This is a genomic window from Mycobacterium sp. URHB0021 (assembly GCF_054057895.1).
Window position 1 is genome coordinate 393,667 of the sequence record NZ_JBSRZT010000002.1, and the last position, 17,359, is coordinate 411,025.

16 protein-coding genes are annotated in these 17,359 nt (G+C 66.2%); 11 read left to right on the forward strand and 5 right to left on the reverse strand.

The window, feature by feature from the left end; all coding sequences use genetic code 11:
* Positions 1–20 precede the first annotated feature (20 nt).
* The gene (locus ACVWWN_RS04015) at positions 21–2,477 is read right to left on the reverse strand and encodes a transglycosylase domain-containing protein (protein WP_457142734.1); all 2,457 of its coding nucleotides are present in this window, start codon (positions 2,475–2,477) and stop codon (positions 21–23) included.
* Complete coding sequence (locus ACVWWN_RS04020) at positions 2,470–2,904, reverse strand: DUF5318 domain-containing protein (protein ID WP_457142735.1); 435 nt, start codon at positions 2,902–2,904, stop codon at positions 2,470–2,472. Before ACVWWN_RS04020 ends, ACVWWN_RS04015 begins: the two co-directional genes overlap by 8 nt.
* A gap of 112 nt (positions 2,905–3,016) precedes the next feature.
* On the opposite strand from ACVWWN_RS04020, the gene ACVWWN_RS04025 reads away from it, so the two are divergent.
* The 10 genes from ACVWWN_RS04025 to ACVWWN_RS04070 all read left to right on the forward strand — a co-directional run bounded on the left by ACVWWN_RS04025 (position 3,017) and on the right by ACVWWN_RS04070 (position 12,384).
* A complete protein-coding gene (locus ACVWWN_RS04025) occupies positions 3,017–3,874 on the forward strand; it encodes a DUF1707 SHOCT-like domain-containing protein (protein WP_457142736.1) in 858 nt (285 codons plus the stop codon).
* A gap of 164 nt (positions 3,875–4,038) precedes the next feature.
* Entirely contained in the window at positions 4,039–4,587 is a 549-nt protein-coding gene (locus ACVWWN_RS04030) for a PadR family transcriptional regulator (RefSeq protein WP_457148990.1), read from the forward strand.
* 43 nt (positions 4,588–4,630) lie between these two features.
* Positions 4,631–5,707 (forward strand): inositol-3-phosphate synthase, encoded by a 1,077-nt coding sequence (locus ACVWWN_RS04035; protein WP_457142737.1) that lies wholly within the window; start codon positions 4,631–4,633, stop codon positions 5,705–5,707.
* 143 nt (positions 5,708–5,850) lie between these two features.
* Complete coding sequence (locus tag ACVWWN_RS04040) at positions 5,851–6,723, forward strand: membrane protein (RefSeq protein WP_457142738.1); 873 nt, start codon at positions 5,851–5,853, stop codon at positions 6,721–6,723.
* A gap of 105 nt (positions 6,724–6,828) precedes the next feature.
* The gene (locus ACVWWN_RS04045) at positions 6,829–7,722 is read left to right on the forward strand and encodes an alpha/beta fold hydrolase (RefSeq protein ID WP_457142739.1); all 894 of its coding nucleotides are present in this window, start codon (positions 6,829–6,831) and stop codon (positions 7,720–7,722) included.
* 56 nt (positions 7,723–7,778) lie between these two features.
* The gene (locus ACVWWN_RS04050; RefSeq protein WP_457142740.1) at positions 7,779–8,579 is read left to right on the forward strand and encodes an LLM class F420-dependent oxidoreductase; all 801 of its coding nucleotides are present in this window, start codon (positions 7,779–7,781) and stop codon (positions 8,577–8,579) included.
* Between the two features lie 52 nt (positions 8,580–8,631).
* Positions 8,632–9,318, forward strand: a complete 687-nt coding sequence (locus ACVWWN_RS04055; protein WP_457142741.1) for a GntR family transcriptional regulator — start codon at positions 8,632–8,634, stop codon at positions 9,316–9,318.
* A 49-nt stretch (positions 9,319–9,367) separates the two neighbouring features.
* The gene (locus ACVWWN_RS04060; protein WP_457142742.1) at positions 9,368–11,134 is read left to right on the forward strand and encodes an ABC transporter substrate-binding protein/permease; all 1,767 of its coding nucleotides are present in this window, start codon (positions 9,368–9,370) and stop codon (positions 11,132–11,134) included.
* Positions 11,134–11,880, forward strand: coding sequence for an amino acid ABC transporter ATP-binding protein (locus ACVWWN_RS04065; RefSeq protein ID WP_457142743.1), 747 nt, complete (start codon positions 11,134–11,136; stop codon positions 11,878–11,880). Before ACVWWN_RS04060 ends, ACVWWN_RS04065 begins: the two co-directional genes overlap by 1 nt.
* A 57-nt stretch (positions 11,881–11,937) precedes the next feature.
* On the forward strand, positions 11,938–12,384 hold the full coding sequence (locus tag ACVWWN_RS04070; protein WP_457142744.1) for a MarR family winged helix-turn-helix transcriptional regulator: 447 nt from the start codon (positions 11,938–11,940) through the stop codon (positions 12,382–12,384).
* Between the two features lie 142 nt (positions 12,385–12,526).
* Here ACVWWN_RS04070 and ACVWWN_RS04075 read toward each other — a convergent pair whose 3' ends face one another.
* The 3 genes from ACVWWN_RS04075 to ggh form a co-directional block, all read right to left on the reverse strand.
* Positions 12,527–13,894, reverse strand: coding sequence for an MFS transporter (locus tag ACVWWN_RS04075; protein WP_457142745.1), 1,368 nt, complete (start codon positions 13,892–13,894; stop codon positions 12,527–12,529).
* Between the two features lie 299 nt (positions 13,895–14,193).
* On the reverse strand, positions 14,194–14,865 hold the full coding sequence (locus ACVWWN_RS04080; RefSeq protein ID WP_457142746.1) for a cyanamide hydratase: 672 nt from the start codon (positions 14,863–14,865) through the stop codon (positions 14,194–14,196).
* 427 nt (positions 14,866–15,292) lie between these two features.
* Complete coding sequence (gene ggh, locus ACVWWN_RS04085) at positions 15,293–16,633, reverse strand: glucosylglycerate hydrolase (protein ID WP_457142747.1); 1,341 nt, start codon at positions 16,631–16,633, stop codon at positions 15,293–15,295.
* Positions 16,634–16,686: 53 nt separating this feature from the next.
* Here ggh and ACVWWN_RS04090 point away from each other — a divergent pair, with 53 nt between their 5' ends.
* Entirely contained in the window at positions 16,687–17,352 is a 666-nt protein-coding gene (locus ACVWWN_RS04090; RefSeq protein WP_457142748.1) for an SDR family oxidoreductase, read from the forward strand.
* The last annotated feature ends 7 nt before the right edge of the window (positions 17,353–17,359 follow it).

The following is a 17,359-nucleotide window of genomic DNA, read 5'->3' on the forward strand; positions in this document are numbered from 1 at the left end:
GCCGTCGTCGTCGGTTCGCGTCACGGGGGCGGAGGCGGAGGCGGAACCGCCGGCGCTCCGGGTGCTACGAGCACTGGTTCGGGCGGCGGGGGACCGATGGGCACGGTGGTCGGCGGCCCGAGCGGGATTGTGATGCCCGGTGCCACCTCGATGGTCGGCTGGATCACGGTTTCCGTCGGACTCGGCGGTGCGGTCGCTGTCGGCGGAGGCGCAGGCGCCTGCGGTGGACCGGCATAGCCCCCGATCTCGGTCGGCTTCGGGAAGGACTCGTTGTCGGTGCCGTCCAGCGCACCGTCCATCGTCGCCTTCCAGATGTCTGACGGCAGACCCGAACCGTAAACCGGCGAGCCGTACTTGTTCTCCAGCGGCTTCGTGCCCTGGGTGGTACCCACCCACACCGCCGTCGACAGCGACGGGGTGTAGCCGACCATCCATGCGTCCCGGTTGGCGCCGGTGTCGCCGAGCTGGTTCGTGCCGGTCTTCGCGGCCGACGGGCGTCCGCCCGCGAGGTTGTGGCCGTTAGAGTAGGCCGCGATCGGCTGCATGGCAGAGGTGACATTGTCCGCCACTGCCTTGTCGATGCGCTGCTCACCCGAGTTGTTCTGCTGGGCGGCGTCGAACAGCACCTCGCCCTGCGCGTTGACCACCTTCTGCACGAAGTGCGGGTTGTGATAGACGCCGGAGGCGGCCAGCGTGGCATAGGCCGACGCCATGTCCAGCACCCGGGTCTGGTACTGGCCCAGCACCACCCCGTTGTTGGGCGGACCACCCTTGCCGTCCTCGGACAGCGTGTGGTCGACGCCGGGGAAGCTCTCCGCGATGCCGGCCTTGTGCGCCGCGTCGGCGACGTCGGCCGGGCCGTTCTTCAGCTTCAGCATCAACCGGTAGTAGCTGGTGTTCAGCGACCGCTTCAGGGCTTCGGCGATGTTGCAGGTGCCGCAGCCGGCGCCCTCCACGTTGGTGATCTTGATGCCGTTGACCTCGACCGGTGAGCTGTCCACCTGATAGCCCAGCCCCATGCCCTGCTGGAGAGCGGCGACCAGAGCGAACACCTTGAAAGACGAGCCCGTCGGCAGACCGGCCTGCGCGAAATCGAACCCGTTGGCGTCGGTGCCGCCGTAATAGGCCTTGACGGCGCCGTTGTGCGGATCGATGGACACCACGGCCGACCGCATGTCCGGGTCCTGGCCGTCGAGAGTCTCCGAGACCGCATCCTCGGCGGCCTTTTGCGCCTTCGGATCGATAGTGGTGGTGATCTGCAGGCCCTGGGTGTTCAACGTCTGTTCGTTGATGTCGAACAGGTCGAGCAGCTCCTTGGTCACCTGGCGCTCGATCAGGCCGTTGGGTCCCGTCGTCTGATCCTGCGAGCGCGCCTGTTCGGGCGGCACCGTCGGCGGAAATTGTTGCGCCGTACGGTCCTGCTTCGACAGCGCACCGATGTCGACCATGCCGTCGAGCACCCAGTTCCACCGCTCCACCGCGCCCTCCGGGTTGACCGCGGGGTCGAGACCGGATGGCCGCTGGATGAGAGCGGCCAGCAGCGCGCCCTCGGCCACGTTGAGTTGCTCGACCGGTTTGTTGAAGTAGGCCTTGGCGGCGGCCGAGATGCCGTAGGCGCCGCGGCCGAAGTAGATGATGTTCAAATACGACTGCAGCACCTGATCCTTGGACCATTCGCCGGACATCTTGGTCGAGATGACCAGTTCCTTGGCCTTGCGGATGAGGCCGCCGACACCGGAGCGCGCATCCCCGACCAACGCGTTCTTGACGTACTGCTGGGTGATCGTCGATCCGCCCTGCAGGTCACCACCGAAGATGTTGTTCTTGAACGCGCGGGCGAATCCGGAGAAGGAGAAGCCCGGGTTGGAGTAGAAGTCGCGGTCCTCGGCGGCCATCACCGCATCGCGCACGTGCACCGGGATCTGGTCGATGTTGACATCGACGCGGTTGCCCTCCGGGGGAACGATTTTCGCGAGCTCGCTGCCGTCGCCGGCCAAGATCGTCGACACCTGGTTGGTGCGGATGTCGCCCGGTTTGGGCACGTCGACGATCAGGTAGGCCATCCCGAAGGTGACCAGCGGAAGCACGATGAGCACCGCCACCCCCAGGTACAGGCTGCGGCGCACCCACTTCCAGTTGATCTGGTCGGCGAAGCTGGTCCGCTGCCCGGGCGGCTCTCCGGGTGGTCCGCCTCCGCCGGGTGGACGGCGGGGCGGGACCGGTGGTGGCGGCGGCTTGGGCGGTGGAACCCCGTCGAGTGCGGCCTTGACCACGTCGATCGGGTCGCGAAGATGCGCCGGGGTGTTGTCACGAAACGCGGGTAGAACCGCGGTCAGGCGGTCGTCGGGCGGTGCGCCCGCGGCGCGGTGCCGCGGCGGGCCGGACGGTGGGCGCGATGCACGCACGCCCGCACCATCAGCCGCCTGCCCTTTACGGACGTCATTGACTGACCGGTCGTGGCGCCCTTCGCTATTCACTGGCCGTGCGCGCGCGACCGCGCGCCGTCTGGGTGCGTCGCGAACCCCGAGACCCTCCAGAAGGTGGGATCGCGCCGAGCACATAGGACTTGACCAAGTGATTCCATTCGCAGGTCCGGCATACCTCCACCACGTATACAGAGAATTCGTCGTAGCGGGTGGCCAGCAGCACCAGTTCCTCTGCGGTGCGCGCCGAACCAGACACGGCGCCGAGGTGGTCCCCGTACACCCACGACACCAAGGTGAGCTGTTCCTTGCGGCAGATCGGGCACATCACCGAACTGGGCTTCCCGTGGAACTTCGCTGCCCGTAGCAGGTAGGGATTGGCGTCGCAGACCTCCGAGACACCGGTGCGTCCCGAGTAGACCTCGGCCAGCAGGGAACGGCGCCGAAGCGCGTAATCCACCACTTGTCGCTGCAGTCGCACGGAGACCAGAGTACGTCGGCCCTGCCGCGGGGGAGGCGTGACCGCGCCACTGTGCCGTCAGGTTGGCCATCTGGTCTGCGGCGATGGCAACCTAACTCCTACGATCATCGTCGTGGCTACCAGGCAGACTGCGGGCACCCGGGCGAAGGACAGCGACCGGAACGACACGTGTCAGGTCCTGGACAGTGCCCTGAGCGAAGGTCAGCTCTCGATGGCCGAGCACGGGGAGCGGGTCAAGGCCGCCACCAATGCCACCACCCTGGGCGAGTTGGCGGCCCTCGTCGACGATCTGCAGAATTCGAACGCTCCGGTTCAGCTGCCCGACTTGCGCAAGCCCGCCAGGGTCGCCGGCGCGGGCAGCGGGTGGGGGATGCGGGCGGCGGTTGCCGGTGTGCTCCTTGTGCTGGGCATCGCGATCGGCTGGGGCCTCTACGGCAACACCACCTCGCCGCTGAGCTTCACCTCGGACCCCGGGGCGAAATCCGACGGCATTCCCGCGAAGGTGATCACCGCGCCGAGGCAATTGCATTCACTCGGCGGCCTGACGGGTCTCGTCGAACAGATGAAGCAGCGGTTCGGCGACACCATGGGCTATCGGTTGATCATCTATCCCGAGTACGCGGTGCTGGACCGCGCCGACCCGTCGGACGATCGCCGCCAGCTGTCCTATACGTATCGCGGCGGCTGGGGTGACCCGTCGACGAGCGCCAAGAGTGACGACGACCGGCTGGTCGACGTCGGCGAGTTCGACATCAAGGCCATCGTCGGAGTGCTGCGGGGCGCACCGGAGACGCTCGACATCAAACCGGGCGATGTGAAGAGCACCTATGTGAACATCGACCCCAGCGGGGACCCGACCGCGCCGGATGCGATCTCGATTGACGTGTACGTGTCCAGCGACTTCGGCAGCGGCTACATCCAGCTGGCCGAAGACGGCACCGTCAAGCAGGTCAACTACCCCGGCGGCTGACCGGGCGCCGCCTGGCGTGCCGCTCGGCGTCCGCGGCCACCGCCGACGTGAGGCGCGTGCTCGATACATGCACCGATGTAGCGCCGTATATATCGGCGCGATACACTTTCGCGAGGTGTCGAACCGCCGTAACGGGTGAACTAGTTTCTCGAGGAGGTGCCCTCATTCTCGAATTGGCTGTTCTGGGGCTCCTGCTGGAATCACCTATGCACGGCTATGAACTGCGCAAAAGGTTGACAGGTCTGCTCGGGGCGTTTCGCGCGTTCTCGTACGGCTCGCTCTACCCGGCGCTGCGACGCATGCAGGCCGACGGCCTGATCGTCGAGGACGCGGCACCAGAGGGAATCCCGAAGATGCGGCGCGCTCGTCGCGTCTACCAACTCACCGACTCGGGTAAGCAACGCTTCACCGAATTGGTGGCCGACACCGGTCCGCAGAATTACTCCGACGACGGATTCGGTGTTCACCTCGCGTTCTTCAACCGCACCCCGGCCGAGGCCAGGATGCGGATCTTGGAGGGCCGCCGTCGTCAGGTGGAGGAACGCCGTGAGGGCTTGCGTGAAGCAGTAGCGCGGGCCAGCAGCTCGATCGACCGCTACACCCGGCAGCTGCATCAGCTCGGGTTGGAGTCCAGTGAGCGCGAAGTCAAATGGCTCAACGAATTGATAGCCGCGGAACGAACGGCGCAGGGACACGCCGAGCAGCAGCCGTAACCAGCTGAGCAAAACCGAGTTAGTAGGAGAGGGAGAAATCGTCATGACTGAAAGCACCGAGGTGCGGGTCGCGATTGTCGGTGTAGGCAACTGCGCGTCCTCGCTTGTGCAAGGTGTGCAGTATTACCAGGACGCCGACGAGACCGCCACGGTGCCCGGCCTGATGCACGTGAAGCTCGGCCGATACCACGTCCGCGACGTGAAGTTCGTCGCCGCCTTCGACGTGGACGCCAAGAAGGTCGGATTCGACCTGTCGGAGGCCATCTTCGCGTCGGAGAACAACACCATCAAGATCGCCGATGTGCCGCCGACCAACGTCACCGTGCAACGTGGACCGACCCTCGACGGCATCGGCAAGTACTACTCCGAGACCATCGAGGTGTCCGACGTCGACCCGGTCGATGTGGTGAAGACGCTGAAGGACAACAGGGTCGACGTCATGGTGTCGTATCTTCCGGTGGGCTCCGAAGAGGCCGACAAGTTCTACGCGCAGTGCGCGATCGACGCCGGTGTGGCGTTCGTCAATGCGCTGCCCGTATTCATCGCGTCCGACCCGGTGTGGGCCAAGAAGTTCACCGACGCCGGCGTTCCGATCGTCGGCGACGACATCAAGAGCCAGGTGGGCGCCACCATCACCCACCGCGTGATGGCCAAGCTGTTCGAGGACCGCGGCGTCCAGCTCGACCGCACCATGCAGCTCAACGTCGGCGGCAACATGGACTTCCTCAACATGCTGGAGCGCTCGCGGTTGGAGTCCAAGAAGATCTCCAAGACGCAGGCGGTCACCTCCAACCTGCAGCGTGAGTTCAACACCAAGGACGTGCACATCGGCCCGTCCGACCACGTCGGCTGGCTCGACGACCGCAAGTGGGCCTACGTCCGGCTCGAGGGCCGCGCCTTCGGCGACGTGCCGCTGAACCTGGAGTACAAGCTCGAGGTGTGGGACTCGCCGAACTCGGCCGGCGTCATCATCGACGCGGTGCGCGCCGCGAAGATCGCCAAGGACCGCGGCATCGGCGGACCGGTCGAGGCCGCCTCGGCGTACCTGATGAAGAGCCCGCCGAAGCAGCTGCCGGACGACATCGCCCGCACCCAGCTCGAAAACTTCATCGAGGGCTAGCGCTTCGACTCTCGCAATCAACGGGGATCCCGAAAGGGATCCCCGTTGCCATTTCCGTCCCGAGTTTACGCACATGGCAGGCGGGTATGACGCCGGTGTCAATTAGCACTGCCGCCGTTCTGGCCCGTATCAAGGAGCACGCCATGCAAGACCAACTGAGAGACATGTGGGGGTCGGTGCTGGCCATCGCACCCAAAGTAATTCTTTTCCTGCTGATCCTTATCGTCGGCTGGATCGTGGCGAAATTGATCGCTACGGCTGTTGACAAAATCCTCGAACGGGTCGGTTTCGACCGCGCGGTGGAGCGCGGCGGCGTCCGCCGGGCGCTGGCACGCAGCAACTACGACGCCTCCACAATCGTCAGCAAGATCGTCTACTTCGCGCTGTTGTTGATCGTTCTGCAATTGGCCTTCGGAGTCTTCGGTCCCAATCCGGTCAGCAATCTGATCTCGGGCGTTGTCGCGTTCCTGCCCAATTTGTTCGTCGCGCTGATCATCGTCGTGGTGGCCGCCGCGATTGCGGCTGCAGTACGCGACATCATTTCGAACGCGCTGAGCGGCTTCTCGTACGGCCGGATGCTGGGCACCATCGCCAGCGTGTTCATTCTCGGACTCGGCATCATCGCCGCGCTCAACCAGGTGGGCATCGCATTGACCGTGACGCTGCCCGTTCTGGTCGCGGTGTTGGCGACCGTCGGCGGCATTCTCGTAGTGGGCGTCGGCGGTGGCCTGATCAAGCCGATGCAGGAGCGTTGGGAGAACTACCTGACGACGGCCGAGCGGGAAGGCCGCAATATCCGCGAGCGGCGCGTGAACGCCGGGCCGGTCGGCCGCGCGGCCTCCGAACGCTCGGAGTCTGACTACAGATGGGCGGCCGACGATCCCACCGGTCAGTATCCCACCGGTCAGTATCCCGCCGGTCCGTCGCAGCGCGCCGGCCAGCCGCAGCACGCCGCGGCAGTGCCTCCGCCGCCCACCCGTCCGGCGTACCACGGCGAAGGCGGCCCGAGGCGATGACGTCGCGTCGCCGAGGCTGACAATTACGGCGACACTGCGGGGAGATCGTCATTTCGACGTGAATCCCGATCTCCCCGCAGTCTCGGCGTTTTGTAGGGTCGGCATGTGGCTGCCGATGAAGACCTGGTAGGCCTCGGCGAGTTCGGGCTGCTCCACGAGAACGCCGAGCAGATCGGCGCGACCGGACCACTGCCGACGGTGCGGCGCATCGACTCCGGGCCGATCAGCGCGCTCAGATGGGGCGACGAGCCGCCACGCGTGGTGTTCCTGCACGGCGGCGGGCAGAACGCCCACACCTGGGACACCGTCATCCTCGGGCTCGGCGAGCCTGCGTTGGCCGTCGACCTGCCGGGGCACGGCCGCTCGGCATGGCGCGAGGACGGCGACTACGGACCGCGCCTGGCCGCCGAGACCCTGGCGCCTCGGCTGCGCGCATGGGCGCCGACACCGCGGCTGGTCGTCGGCATGTCGCTGGGCGGGCTGACCGCGCTCCGGCTGGCCGTCTCCGAACCGGACCTGGTGGCCGAACTGGTACTGGTCGACGTCACCCCCTCCGCGCCGGAGCGGCACGAGCAGATGACCGAGGCGCAGCTGGGCACCGTCGCGCTGGTCAAGGGTGACCGCACGTTCCCGAGCTTCGCCGCCATGCTCGACGTCACCGTCGCCGCGGCCCCGCACCGCGATCGGAAGTCCTTGCGCCGCGGCGTTTTCCACAACTCCAAACAACTCGAGGACGGCACCTGGACCTGGCGTTACGACGCGTTGCGCACGGGGGACGGGTTCGAGCGCCTGTGGGACGACGTCCCGTCCATCACCATGCCCACCACGCTGGTGCGCGCCGCCAATTCGCATTTCGTCAACGACGACGATGCCGATGCGTTTGCCGCAAACGCACCCGGCTTCCGCCGCACGCACGTGGTCGCCGACTCCGGGCATTCGGTCCAGGGCGACCAACCGCGGGCACTCGTCGACATCCTGCGCGGAGTTCTTGACGCCTGAGTGGATGACGTCGGGCCCGCCCGGCGTTAATGCAGCCGCGCCAGTACGGTTGTGCCGTGGCCTTCCCAATACGTGTCGGCGTGCAGCTGCAGCCGCAACATTCCCCCCAGTACAGCCATATTCGTGACGCAGTCCGCCGCTGCGAGGACATCGGCGTCGACGTCGCCTTCAACTGGGACCACTTCTTCCCGCTCTACGGCGATCCCGACGGGGCGCACTACGAATGCTGGACGATGCTCGGCGCATGGGCGGAGCAGACGTCGCGGCTGGAGATCGGCGCGCTGGTGACGTGCAATTCGTACCGCAACCCGGAGCTGCTCGCTGACATGGCGCGCACCGTCGACAACATCTCCGACGGCCGGCTGATCCTCGGTATCGGCTCGGGCTGGAAACAGAAGGACTACGACGAGTACGGCTACGACTTCGGCACCGCGGGCAGCCGGCTCGACGATTTGGCCGCCGCGCTGCCGCGCATCAAATCGCGGCTGGCCAAACTCAACCCGGCGCCGGTTCGCGACATCCCCGTCCTCGTCGGCGGTGGCGGCGAGAAGAAGACGCTGCGCCAGGTCGCCGAGCACGGCGGCATCTGGCATTCCTTCTCCGGCAGCACCGAGTACCCGCGGAAGGCCGAGATCCTGGCCAAGCACTGCGGCGATGTCGGTCGCGATCCGGCCGCCATCGAACGCTCGGCCGGCGTCGAGGGCGACACCGAAGATGCCCTGCTGGCCGAGGCGGATGCGCTCGCCGGCCTCGGGGTCAGCCTGCTGACCGTCGGCGTCAACGGACCCGACTACGACCTGACCCGGGCCGAGGCACTGTGCCGCTGGCGTGACCGTCGTCAATCCGATGGAAACTGAAGCGGTGTAACGCCTCCGGAGTGGGCAGGCGGCGTGAGAGACTGTCGCCGCCATGCCCAAGAAGTATGGAGTCAAAGAAAAAGACCTCGTGGTCTCGCATGTCGTCAACTTGGTGCTGACCGGCAAACTACGTTCCGGCGACCGAGTCGATCGCAACGAGATCGCGCACGAGCTCGGGCTCAGCCGCGTCCCCATCCAGGAGGCTGTAGTCCAGCTCGAACATGACGGTGTGCTGTCCACGCAGTATCACCGCGGCGCATACGTCGAACGGTTCGACGAGCAGGTGGTGCGCGAACACCACGAATTGCACGGACTGGTGAGCGGGATCGCGTCGGCGCGAGCCGCGGAGGACGCACCACACCGCATCGTCGAGCAGCTCGGTGTGTTGATCGACGGCATGCGCGAGAGCAGAGACGCGCCGGTATTCCAGGAGACGGCCTGGCAATTCCGCAAAGTCATCAACGACGAATACGCGGGCCCGCGCCTGCAGGCGGTGATCCGCGCGTCGCACACGTTCATGCCCCGGGCGTTCTGGATGACATACCTCAACAACCACGACGAGTTGCTGCCGTCCTATGAGAACGAGATGGCTGCGATCGTGCGGCGCGACCCCGACGCCGCGCGCGCCGCATGCTCGGATCGGGCCGAGGTGATGGCCGGGATCATGCTGGCCGAGTTGGTTCGGCGCGGTGTGTTCAGTCCGGCCGGGCCTGCCATGCGTCCCTCGTTTGCGTTCTGATTGAGTTGAAGCCGCTGCCGGACCGGTGGCACCCACTACCTTGCTTGGGATGCGGTTCTTGAAACTGTTCGTCGCGATGTCGACCGCGCTGCTGGTTGTGAGCCTCGGAGTGGCGGCCCCGGCGGGTGCGGCCGACCAGTGCGCGCCACCCGGTGAGCAGAGCGCCAGCGCGCTGCCGACGAATCTCGCGAAGGCCGCCACCGGCCCGGCCGAGGACAAGTACACGACACCGACGGTCGAGCCGCTGAATACGGTCGACGTCAACGCGCTCGGTTTGAGCGCACCCGGCACGCTGACCGTCGGTACCCTCTCGGATGCACCGCCGAGCATCTGCATCAACTCGCAGGGCCAGTTCACGGGTTTCGACAACGAACTGCTGCGCGCCATCGCCGACAAGCTGGGTTTGAAGGTCAACTTCGTCGGCACCGAATTCTCCGGCCTCCTCGCGCAGACGGCCTCGCGGCGCTTCGACGCCGCATCCTCGTCGATCACCACCACCGATGCGCGCCGGCGCACCGTCGGCTTCACCAACGGCTACGACTTCGGGTACTTCTCACTGGTCGTCCCGTCGGGCTCGCCGATCACCGGCTTCGACAAGCTGGCGGCAGGCCAGCGCATCGGCGTGGTGCAGGGCACCGTGCAGGAGGCGTATGTCATCGACACACTGCACCTGGAACCGGTGAAGTTCCCGGACTACAACACCGTCTATGCCAGCCTCAAGACGCGGCAGATCGATGCGTGGGTCGCGCCGTCGCAACAGGCGCAGGGCACCGTGCAGGCCGGCGATCCCGCCCAGATCATCGAAAACACGTTCAGTCTGGACAATTTCGTCGCCTACGCGGTGGCCAAGGACAACCGCCCGCTCATCGACGCGCTGAACGCGGGGCTCGATGCGGTCATCGCCGACGGCACCTGGTCGCGGTTGTATTCCGACTGGGTGCCGCGTGCGTTGCCGCCCGGTTGGAAGCCGGGGTCCAAGGCGGCGCCGGCACCGCAGCTGCCGGACTTCGCGGCGATCGCCGCCGAGCATCAACAGGCGCCGTCGGCGGCCGTGGCGCCGAAGTCGACGCTGTCGCAGCTGGCCGACTCGTTCCTGGACTGGGACCTTTACAAGCAGGCCATCCCGGATCTGTTCAAGACGGGCCTGCCGAACACGCTGATCCTGACGATCAGTGCCAGCGTCATCGGGCTGGTGCTCGGCATGGGCCTGGCGGTCGCCGGGATCTCCCGGTCCCGCTGGCTACGGTGGCCGGCGCGGGCGTACACCGACATCTTTCGCGGGCTGCCCGAAGTGGTGATCATCCTGCTGATCGGGTTGGGCGTCGGGCCGGTGGTGGGTGGCTTGACCGGTAACAACCCGTATCCGCTGGGCATCGCCGCGCTGGGCCTGATGGCCGCCGCCTACGTCGGGGAGATCTTCCGGTCCGGCATCCAGAGCGTGGAGCCCGGACAGCTGGAGGCATCGCGCGCACTGGGATTCAGCTATCCGGCCTCGATGCGGTTGATCGTGGTACCCCAGGGTGTCCGACGGGTATTGCCCGCGTTGATGAATCAGTTCATCTCGCTGTTGAAGGCGTCGTCGCTGGTCTACTTCCTCGGCCTGGTCGCCAACCAGCGTGAGCTGTTCCAGGTCGGCCGGGACCTCAACGCGCAGACCGGCAACCTGTCCCCGCTGGTGGCGGCCGGGCTCTTCTATCTACTGCTCACCATCCCGCTGACGCATCTGGTCAACTTCATCGACAACCGGCTGCGGCGCGGCCGCAAACCCGGCGAGGAAGATCCGCTCGAGCTGTCCACTTCGCAGGAGATGATCTGATGGCCGAGTCTACGGTTGCCGAGCCGGTGTCGTTGCGCGCCACCGGCATTCACCTCGCGTTCGGCCCGAGCCCGGTGTTGCGCGGGGTGGACATCGACGTGCCCGCCGGCACCACGGCGGCGGTGATCGGACCGTCCGGTTCGGGCAAGTCGACGCTGCTGCGCACGCTCAACCGGCTCCACGAACCCGACCGCGGCGACATCCTGCTCGACGGCCGCTCGGTGCTGGCCGACAACCCCGACCAATTGCGCCAGCGCATCGGCATGGTGTTCCAGCACTTCAACCTGTTTCCGCACCGCACGGTGCTCGACAACGTGACGCTGGCGCCGCGCAAGCTCAAGCGGCTCGGTGCCGAGCAGGCCCGCGAACTCGGGCTGGCGCAGCTGGACCGCGTCGGGTTGCGGCACAAGGCCGACGTGCGGCCGGGCACGCTGTCGGGCGGGCAGCAACAGCGGGTCGCGATCGCCCGGGCGCTGGCGATGTCCCCGCAGGTGATGTTCTTCGACGAGGCGACCTCGGCGCTGGACCCGGAGTTGGTCAAGGGCATCCTGGAATTGATCGCGGATCTCGGCGCGGACGGCATGACGATGGTCGTCGTCACCCACGAGATGGGTTTCGCCAGGTCGACATCGGATGCCGTGGTGTTCATGGATCACGGGCAGGTGGTCGAGTCGGGACCGCCCGACCACATCTTCGAGGCCGCCGAAACCGACCGGTTACGCCGGTTTCTGTCGCAGGTTCTCTGAAGCTAAACGCGCTGTCCTGCAGTTTGGCAGCCTCAGACAGGTTAGACTGCCTGAATTATGGTCGAGACGGAATCGCCTGTCGGCGAGCTCGCCGGAGAGTTGCAGCGCGTGCTCTCCAAGGTGTTCTCTGTTCTCCGCCGCGGAGACACCACCAACCGTGCGGAGGCCGGTGATCTCACGCTGGCCCAGCTGTCGATTCTGTTGACGCTGCTCGATCAGGGACCGATCCGGATGACGGATTTGGCCGCCCACGAGCGGGTGCGCACCCCGACGACGACGGTGGCGATCCGCCGGCTGGAGAAGCTCGGCCTGGTCAAACGCTCCCGTGATCCGTCGGATCTGCGGGCGGTGCTTGTCGACATCACGCCTCGCGGGCTGTCTCAGCACCGGGAGGCGCTGGCCGCCCGCCGGGCCCATCTGGCGACGCTGCTGAGCAAACTCAGCGAGGAAGACCTCGAGACGCTGACCAAGGCGTTGGCCCCGCTCGAGCGCCTGGCCGAGTAACACGGCGCGAATTACTTTCCCGGTCGCCGAGCGCGAATACGGCGCGGTACCGACATTCAGTAACCCCGACGCAGCAGCAGCGAAGCATGCGCGCCGAGACCGCCCCAATGGCGAGGTGTTCCTCCTAGAATTTCGTCCTGGTTTATTTGATCGCGGAGGGCGGGTCCGGCGGCGAGCCCAGAGCCACTTCAGCCTCGCCCGCGGAACTGGCATGCAGCGAGATTCCGCGCGTCTCGGGAGCCAGGAAGTAGCAGATGATGAACGCGCCCAGGGCGATCGCGGCTCCGATAGCCATCGCTGCTGGGGCACCGATGCTCGTCAGCGCCAGCGGCATCAGGTAAGTGCTCGCCGCCGATCCCACCCGGCTGGCGGCGGTTCCGACACCGACACCGGTTGCACGCACTTCGGTGGGGAAGATCTCGTTGGGGTAGACGACCGAGAGGAAGCTCGAGGCACCGGAAGTGACGGCGAAGATCGCCAGTGCCAGGAAGAACAGCCACTCCGGAACATTGGGAACCACAACGGGAATCGCCAATGCGACCGCGATCACCGCGAAGGATCCGAGTAGCAGCTTGCGGCGACCGATGCGCTCCACCAGGTATAGGCCCGGAAAACCGCCGACGACGAAGAGCAGCGCAATGATCAGCGAGCCGCCGTAGAGGCTCGCGTCCCCCTTCAGCCCAAACGATGTGAGGAGATCCGGCGCAAACGTGTAGACGGCGAACAGCGGTATCACCTGGGCCGTCCAGAACACCGCCACGAAGACGGTGCGCCGCAGGTAAGGCTGCTGGAAGACCTTGACGAACGAGGTCTTCACCTCCGGCTCCGCCGGAAGATCGTCGACGCTGTACTGGGAGCCGAAGATTTTCTTCACGGCCGCGTCCGCCTGAGCGATGCGGCCTTTGCTCAGCAGCCAGCGTGCTGACTCGGGGGTTCCCAGGCGAGCCAGCAGCGTGATGAGCGCGAAGACGGCCGGGCTTGCCAACAGGTAGCGCCACGCGTGAGGGCCGACACCGCGCAGCAGGTAGGCCACGACGAACGCCGCCGCCGCTCCGATCGCCCAGACGACGAACATGGCGCCAAGTAGCGTCCCGCGATACTTCTTCGGTGAGTACTCGGCCAGCAGCGATGTCGCGATCGGGTAGTCGGCGCCAATCGCCACGCCGAGCAGGAACCAAAGGATGATGAGCTGCCAGGCCTCGGCGGCGAAGCCGGACAGGATGGAAAAGAGCGCGAGCGCGAGCAGATCGGCGATGTACATGAATCGCCGTCCGATCCGGTCGGTGAGATAGCCGAAGAACAGACCTCCAACGAAGATGCCGACCAGACTCGCCGCGCCGATGAGGCCTTTCTCGGTCGAACTCAACGCCAGTGCCGGCTCGAGGGTGATGAGTGCAACACCGACGATCGTCAGCGCATACCCGTCGATGAATGGTCCGCCCGATGAGTACAGGGCCAGCTTCATGTGGAAGAACGTCAGCGGCGAATCATCGATGAGATGACCTGGCACGTATAACTCCAGTCGTGTGATCCGGGCAACCACACCTGCTCGATGTGCCTCGCGACTCAATGTCGTCGCAGGACGCCACCCCGTTGGAGAAACATGTATGAGCAGAGAGTGTTGATGTCCGAAAGGACGCCTCGTGTTGTCAAAGACGCTGTCCGCGGCCCGGATGCCTGTTAGAGCCTATCTCAGGCCAGCGACATTCGGTCCCCTCACTTCGGGCCGTGATGCTGACTGAGCTGGAACAGCGAACACACCTCGGCGTCTTCCCGGAAATTGGCCAGCGCCGTGAAATGCATTGTCGCCTAACCGTTGAGCGGGCCGGCCTTGATGCGCCCCTCGAGGGGGTTGGCGGCGATCAGACCGGAGACGTCATTCGCAACGGCCACGGCAGCGGTACTGTTTGGCTTGCGCATCGCCTGATCTTCGAAGCACGCCAAGAACTCTGAGCCAAACCCCTGTCGGGGATAGCGAGCCAGCATGTCGGCCCTCGCCTCAGGCGGGAACTCCTCGGGCCGCCGTCCGACTATCTCCCAGGACGTGGCGACCTGCAGAATGTGCGACTCGGGGTCGGCGGCCGGCGATATGTCAAGGTCGTAGCGCATGTGCGTCACGATGATCTCCGTTGCCCTGGCCGCCCGATCAGCCGGCCAACCCGCAGCAACACCGAATACCCACGCGAGGTCGCCGCCCGCCTCCTCGAAGGGCAGTCGGTGACTGTCGAATGCGTCGGTGAGGCTGATGTCGTGAAGCATCGCCGAGACGTAGAGCAGCTCGTCGTCGAAGGCGATGCCGTTCGCTGCGCCGTACATCGCTCCCCACAAATAGGAGCGGACGCAGTGGTTGAGTAACGCCGGTGAGTAGAAACGAGCACCCACGGAAAACGCGGCTGTGGCCGCCGGTGTCTGCGGAAACATAGCGTCGGCTTCGCGCTGTGGGCGACCGCCCACAGCCTCCATATCGGCGATATTGTCCATAACGGTCTTCCTCTCGAAAACTTTCTGCAGCAGGGTGATTGGTACGCAGTCGGGCGGGGGCACGCGATACCTCACGAGCCGTGCCGGCGCTACGGAATGGGATAGAACGATGGCCGGGCGGAGGAAAGCTCGATGACCATTGTCATCGGCTGGGCGCCGCGGCGAATCGAGGATTCGACTCGGCGCATTTCAGCGTTGCCTGCGACCAACATGCTTTCAAAGCTAATCGCCGTATGGCACTTGTCGTGGGCCACTTGAGTGCGGCGAAAAGGGGCCAGCTGAAAGGGCCTACCGCCTGGCAGGCCGGCACTGCGCGCCGCCGAATGCGTCGCCCCGCCGCCCATGGAATCACACCTGTGAACAGTGCGCGCTTGTCGGTGGAGTGCGTGTAGAGCGAACGCCGCGTGATGCCGGCCGAATCGGCCTGCTAGCCCAGCCAATCCAGCACTGCCGCGGCTGTCCACGACTGCTGCATGCTGCCCAGCGGCTCCCCGGTGAACGGTTCGTAGTATTCGGCGAAGGTGCCGTCGCTGACCTGCCGAAGACCCTCGCGGCGAAGGACGAGCGCCCGTTCGGCCCAACCGCGGCGGGCGAAGCACCACGAGAACAGCCACGTCATCACCGGCCACACCGGCCCGCGCCAGTATTCGCGTGGCCGGAAGTCCCGCGACACCGGCGATGTCGACGGGATGAGCGCGTACTTGAGGTCGGGATGTCCACAGAACCGCGGACCCTCCAGCAGTCGCAGCAGCGTCCGCTCCTTGTCGTGCGGCAGGCCGCCGCACAGCAGCGGGGCGAACTGCGCCACCGTCTCGGTGGGCACCAGATGATCAGTGCGTAGATTGAAATCTCTTGCCGCACCGGTGCGTTCGTCGGTGGTCTCGATGACGCCGGCACGGAACCGTGCCGCCCAGGCGTACAGATCGCGGACGTCGGCGTGCGGTCGCTTGTAGTCCTCGCCGATCTCGGCGAGGACGTCGCAGGCCACCGACAGGATCGCGGAGACGAAGACGTCCTCCACCGCGAAACTCATCACCTTCGGCAGCAACTCGTCGTCATAGCGGACCGACTTCATCTCCTCCAGCAGCCACAGGTACCGGTCGTACTCGAGGTCCGACGGGCGCTGGGTGACGTCGGTGACGATCGTGTTGTCCTCCCGCTGGTATTCCGGCACGGCTCCCGGAACCACGTCGGCGTAGGCGCTGTCCCAGCGAGGCGAGTTGTCCATCCCCGACTCCCAGCCGTGATAGAGCGTGACGCGCCCGCGTGACTTCGGGTCGCGTGCCTCGGCCAGCCAGCGGTGCCAGCGGACCAAATCGTCCCAGCGTCGGTCGAGGAATGACTCGGCGACCGCGCGGGTGGACCGGCCGCGGGTGCGGGCGTGGTCGAGGATGCGCTGCACCGCGATCGCGTGCACGGGTGGCTGCGTGATACCCGACGTGTGGCGGATGCGTGGCGCGTGCACCGCCAGCGCGGACGTCGCCCACCGCGCCGGCCCCGGGAAGTAGCCGTCCACACCGTTGGCGAAGACGATGTGCGGGATCATCCCGTTGGTCCACTGAGCCGACAGCAACGTATCCAGTTCCACGACCGCCCGTTCGACGCTCAGCGGCGCCAGCCCGATCGCCACGAAGGCCGCATCCCAACTCCACATGTGCGGATACAGCAGCGGTGCCGCCGTGGTCATCACGCCCAGGTCGTTGCCGCGCAGAAGATACGCCGCCCGGGCGGCGAGCTGGGTCGGAGCGAAGTCGTGGTCGGATCGCATTGCGTCCATCATGCGACGGCCGGGCCCGACTTGCAGATCGGTAGGGTACCGACATGCCGACGGCAATGATCACCGGAGCGTCGCGAGGGGTCGGGGCGGCCATCGCCACCGCACTGGCGCCCACCCACACGCTGTTCCTGGCCGGCCGCCCGTCGGCTGCGCTGGATGAGCTCGCGGCGAGGTTCGGCGCCACCACCTGGCCGATCGATCTCGATGACGTCGACGCGATCGAGGCCCTCGTCGAGCCGATCGTCGAGCTGGATGTGTTGATCCACAACGCGGGTGTGTCATATCCGGGGCGGGTCGCCGAGTCGACCGTCGACGAGTGGCGAGCCACCATGGCGGTCAACGTCGTTGGGGCGGTGGCGTTGACGCTTCCGTTGCTTCCCGCGCTGCGCAGCGCCCGCGGCCATGTGGTGTTCGTCAACTCCGGTGCGGGTATCAACGCCTCGCCGGGGCTGGCGTCCTATTCGGCGAGCAAGTTCGCGCTGCGGGGCTTCGCGGATTCACTGCGCACCGACGAGCCCGCGCTGCGGGTCACGTCGATCCATCCGGGCCGGATAGACACCGGAATGCAAGAGGAACTGATCGCCTACGAGGGGCGCGAGTACGACGCGGCGCAGTTCCTCAGCCCGGAAACGGTCGCGCGGGTGATTGCCGATGCCGTCAATGCTCCGCGCGACGCCCACATCCACGAGGTCATCGTCCGCCCGAGGTGACCTGGCG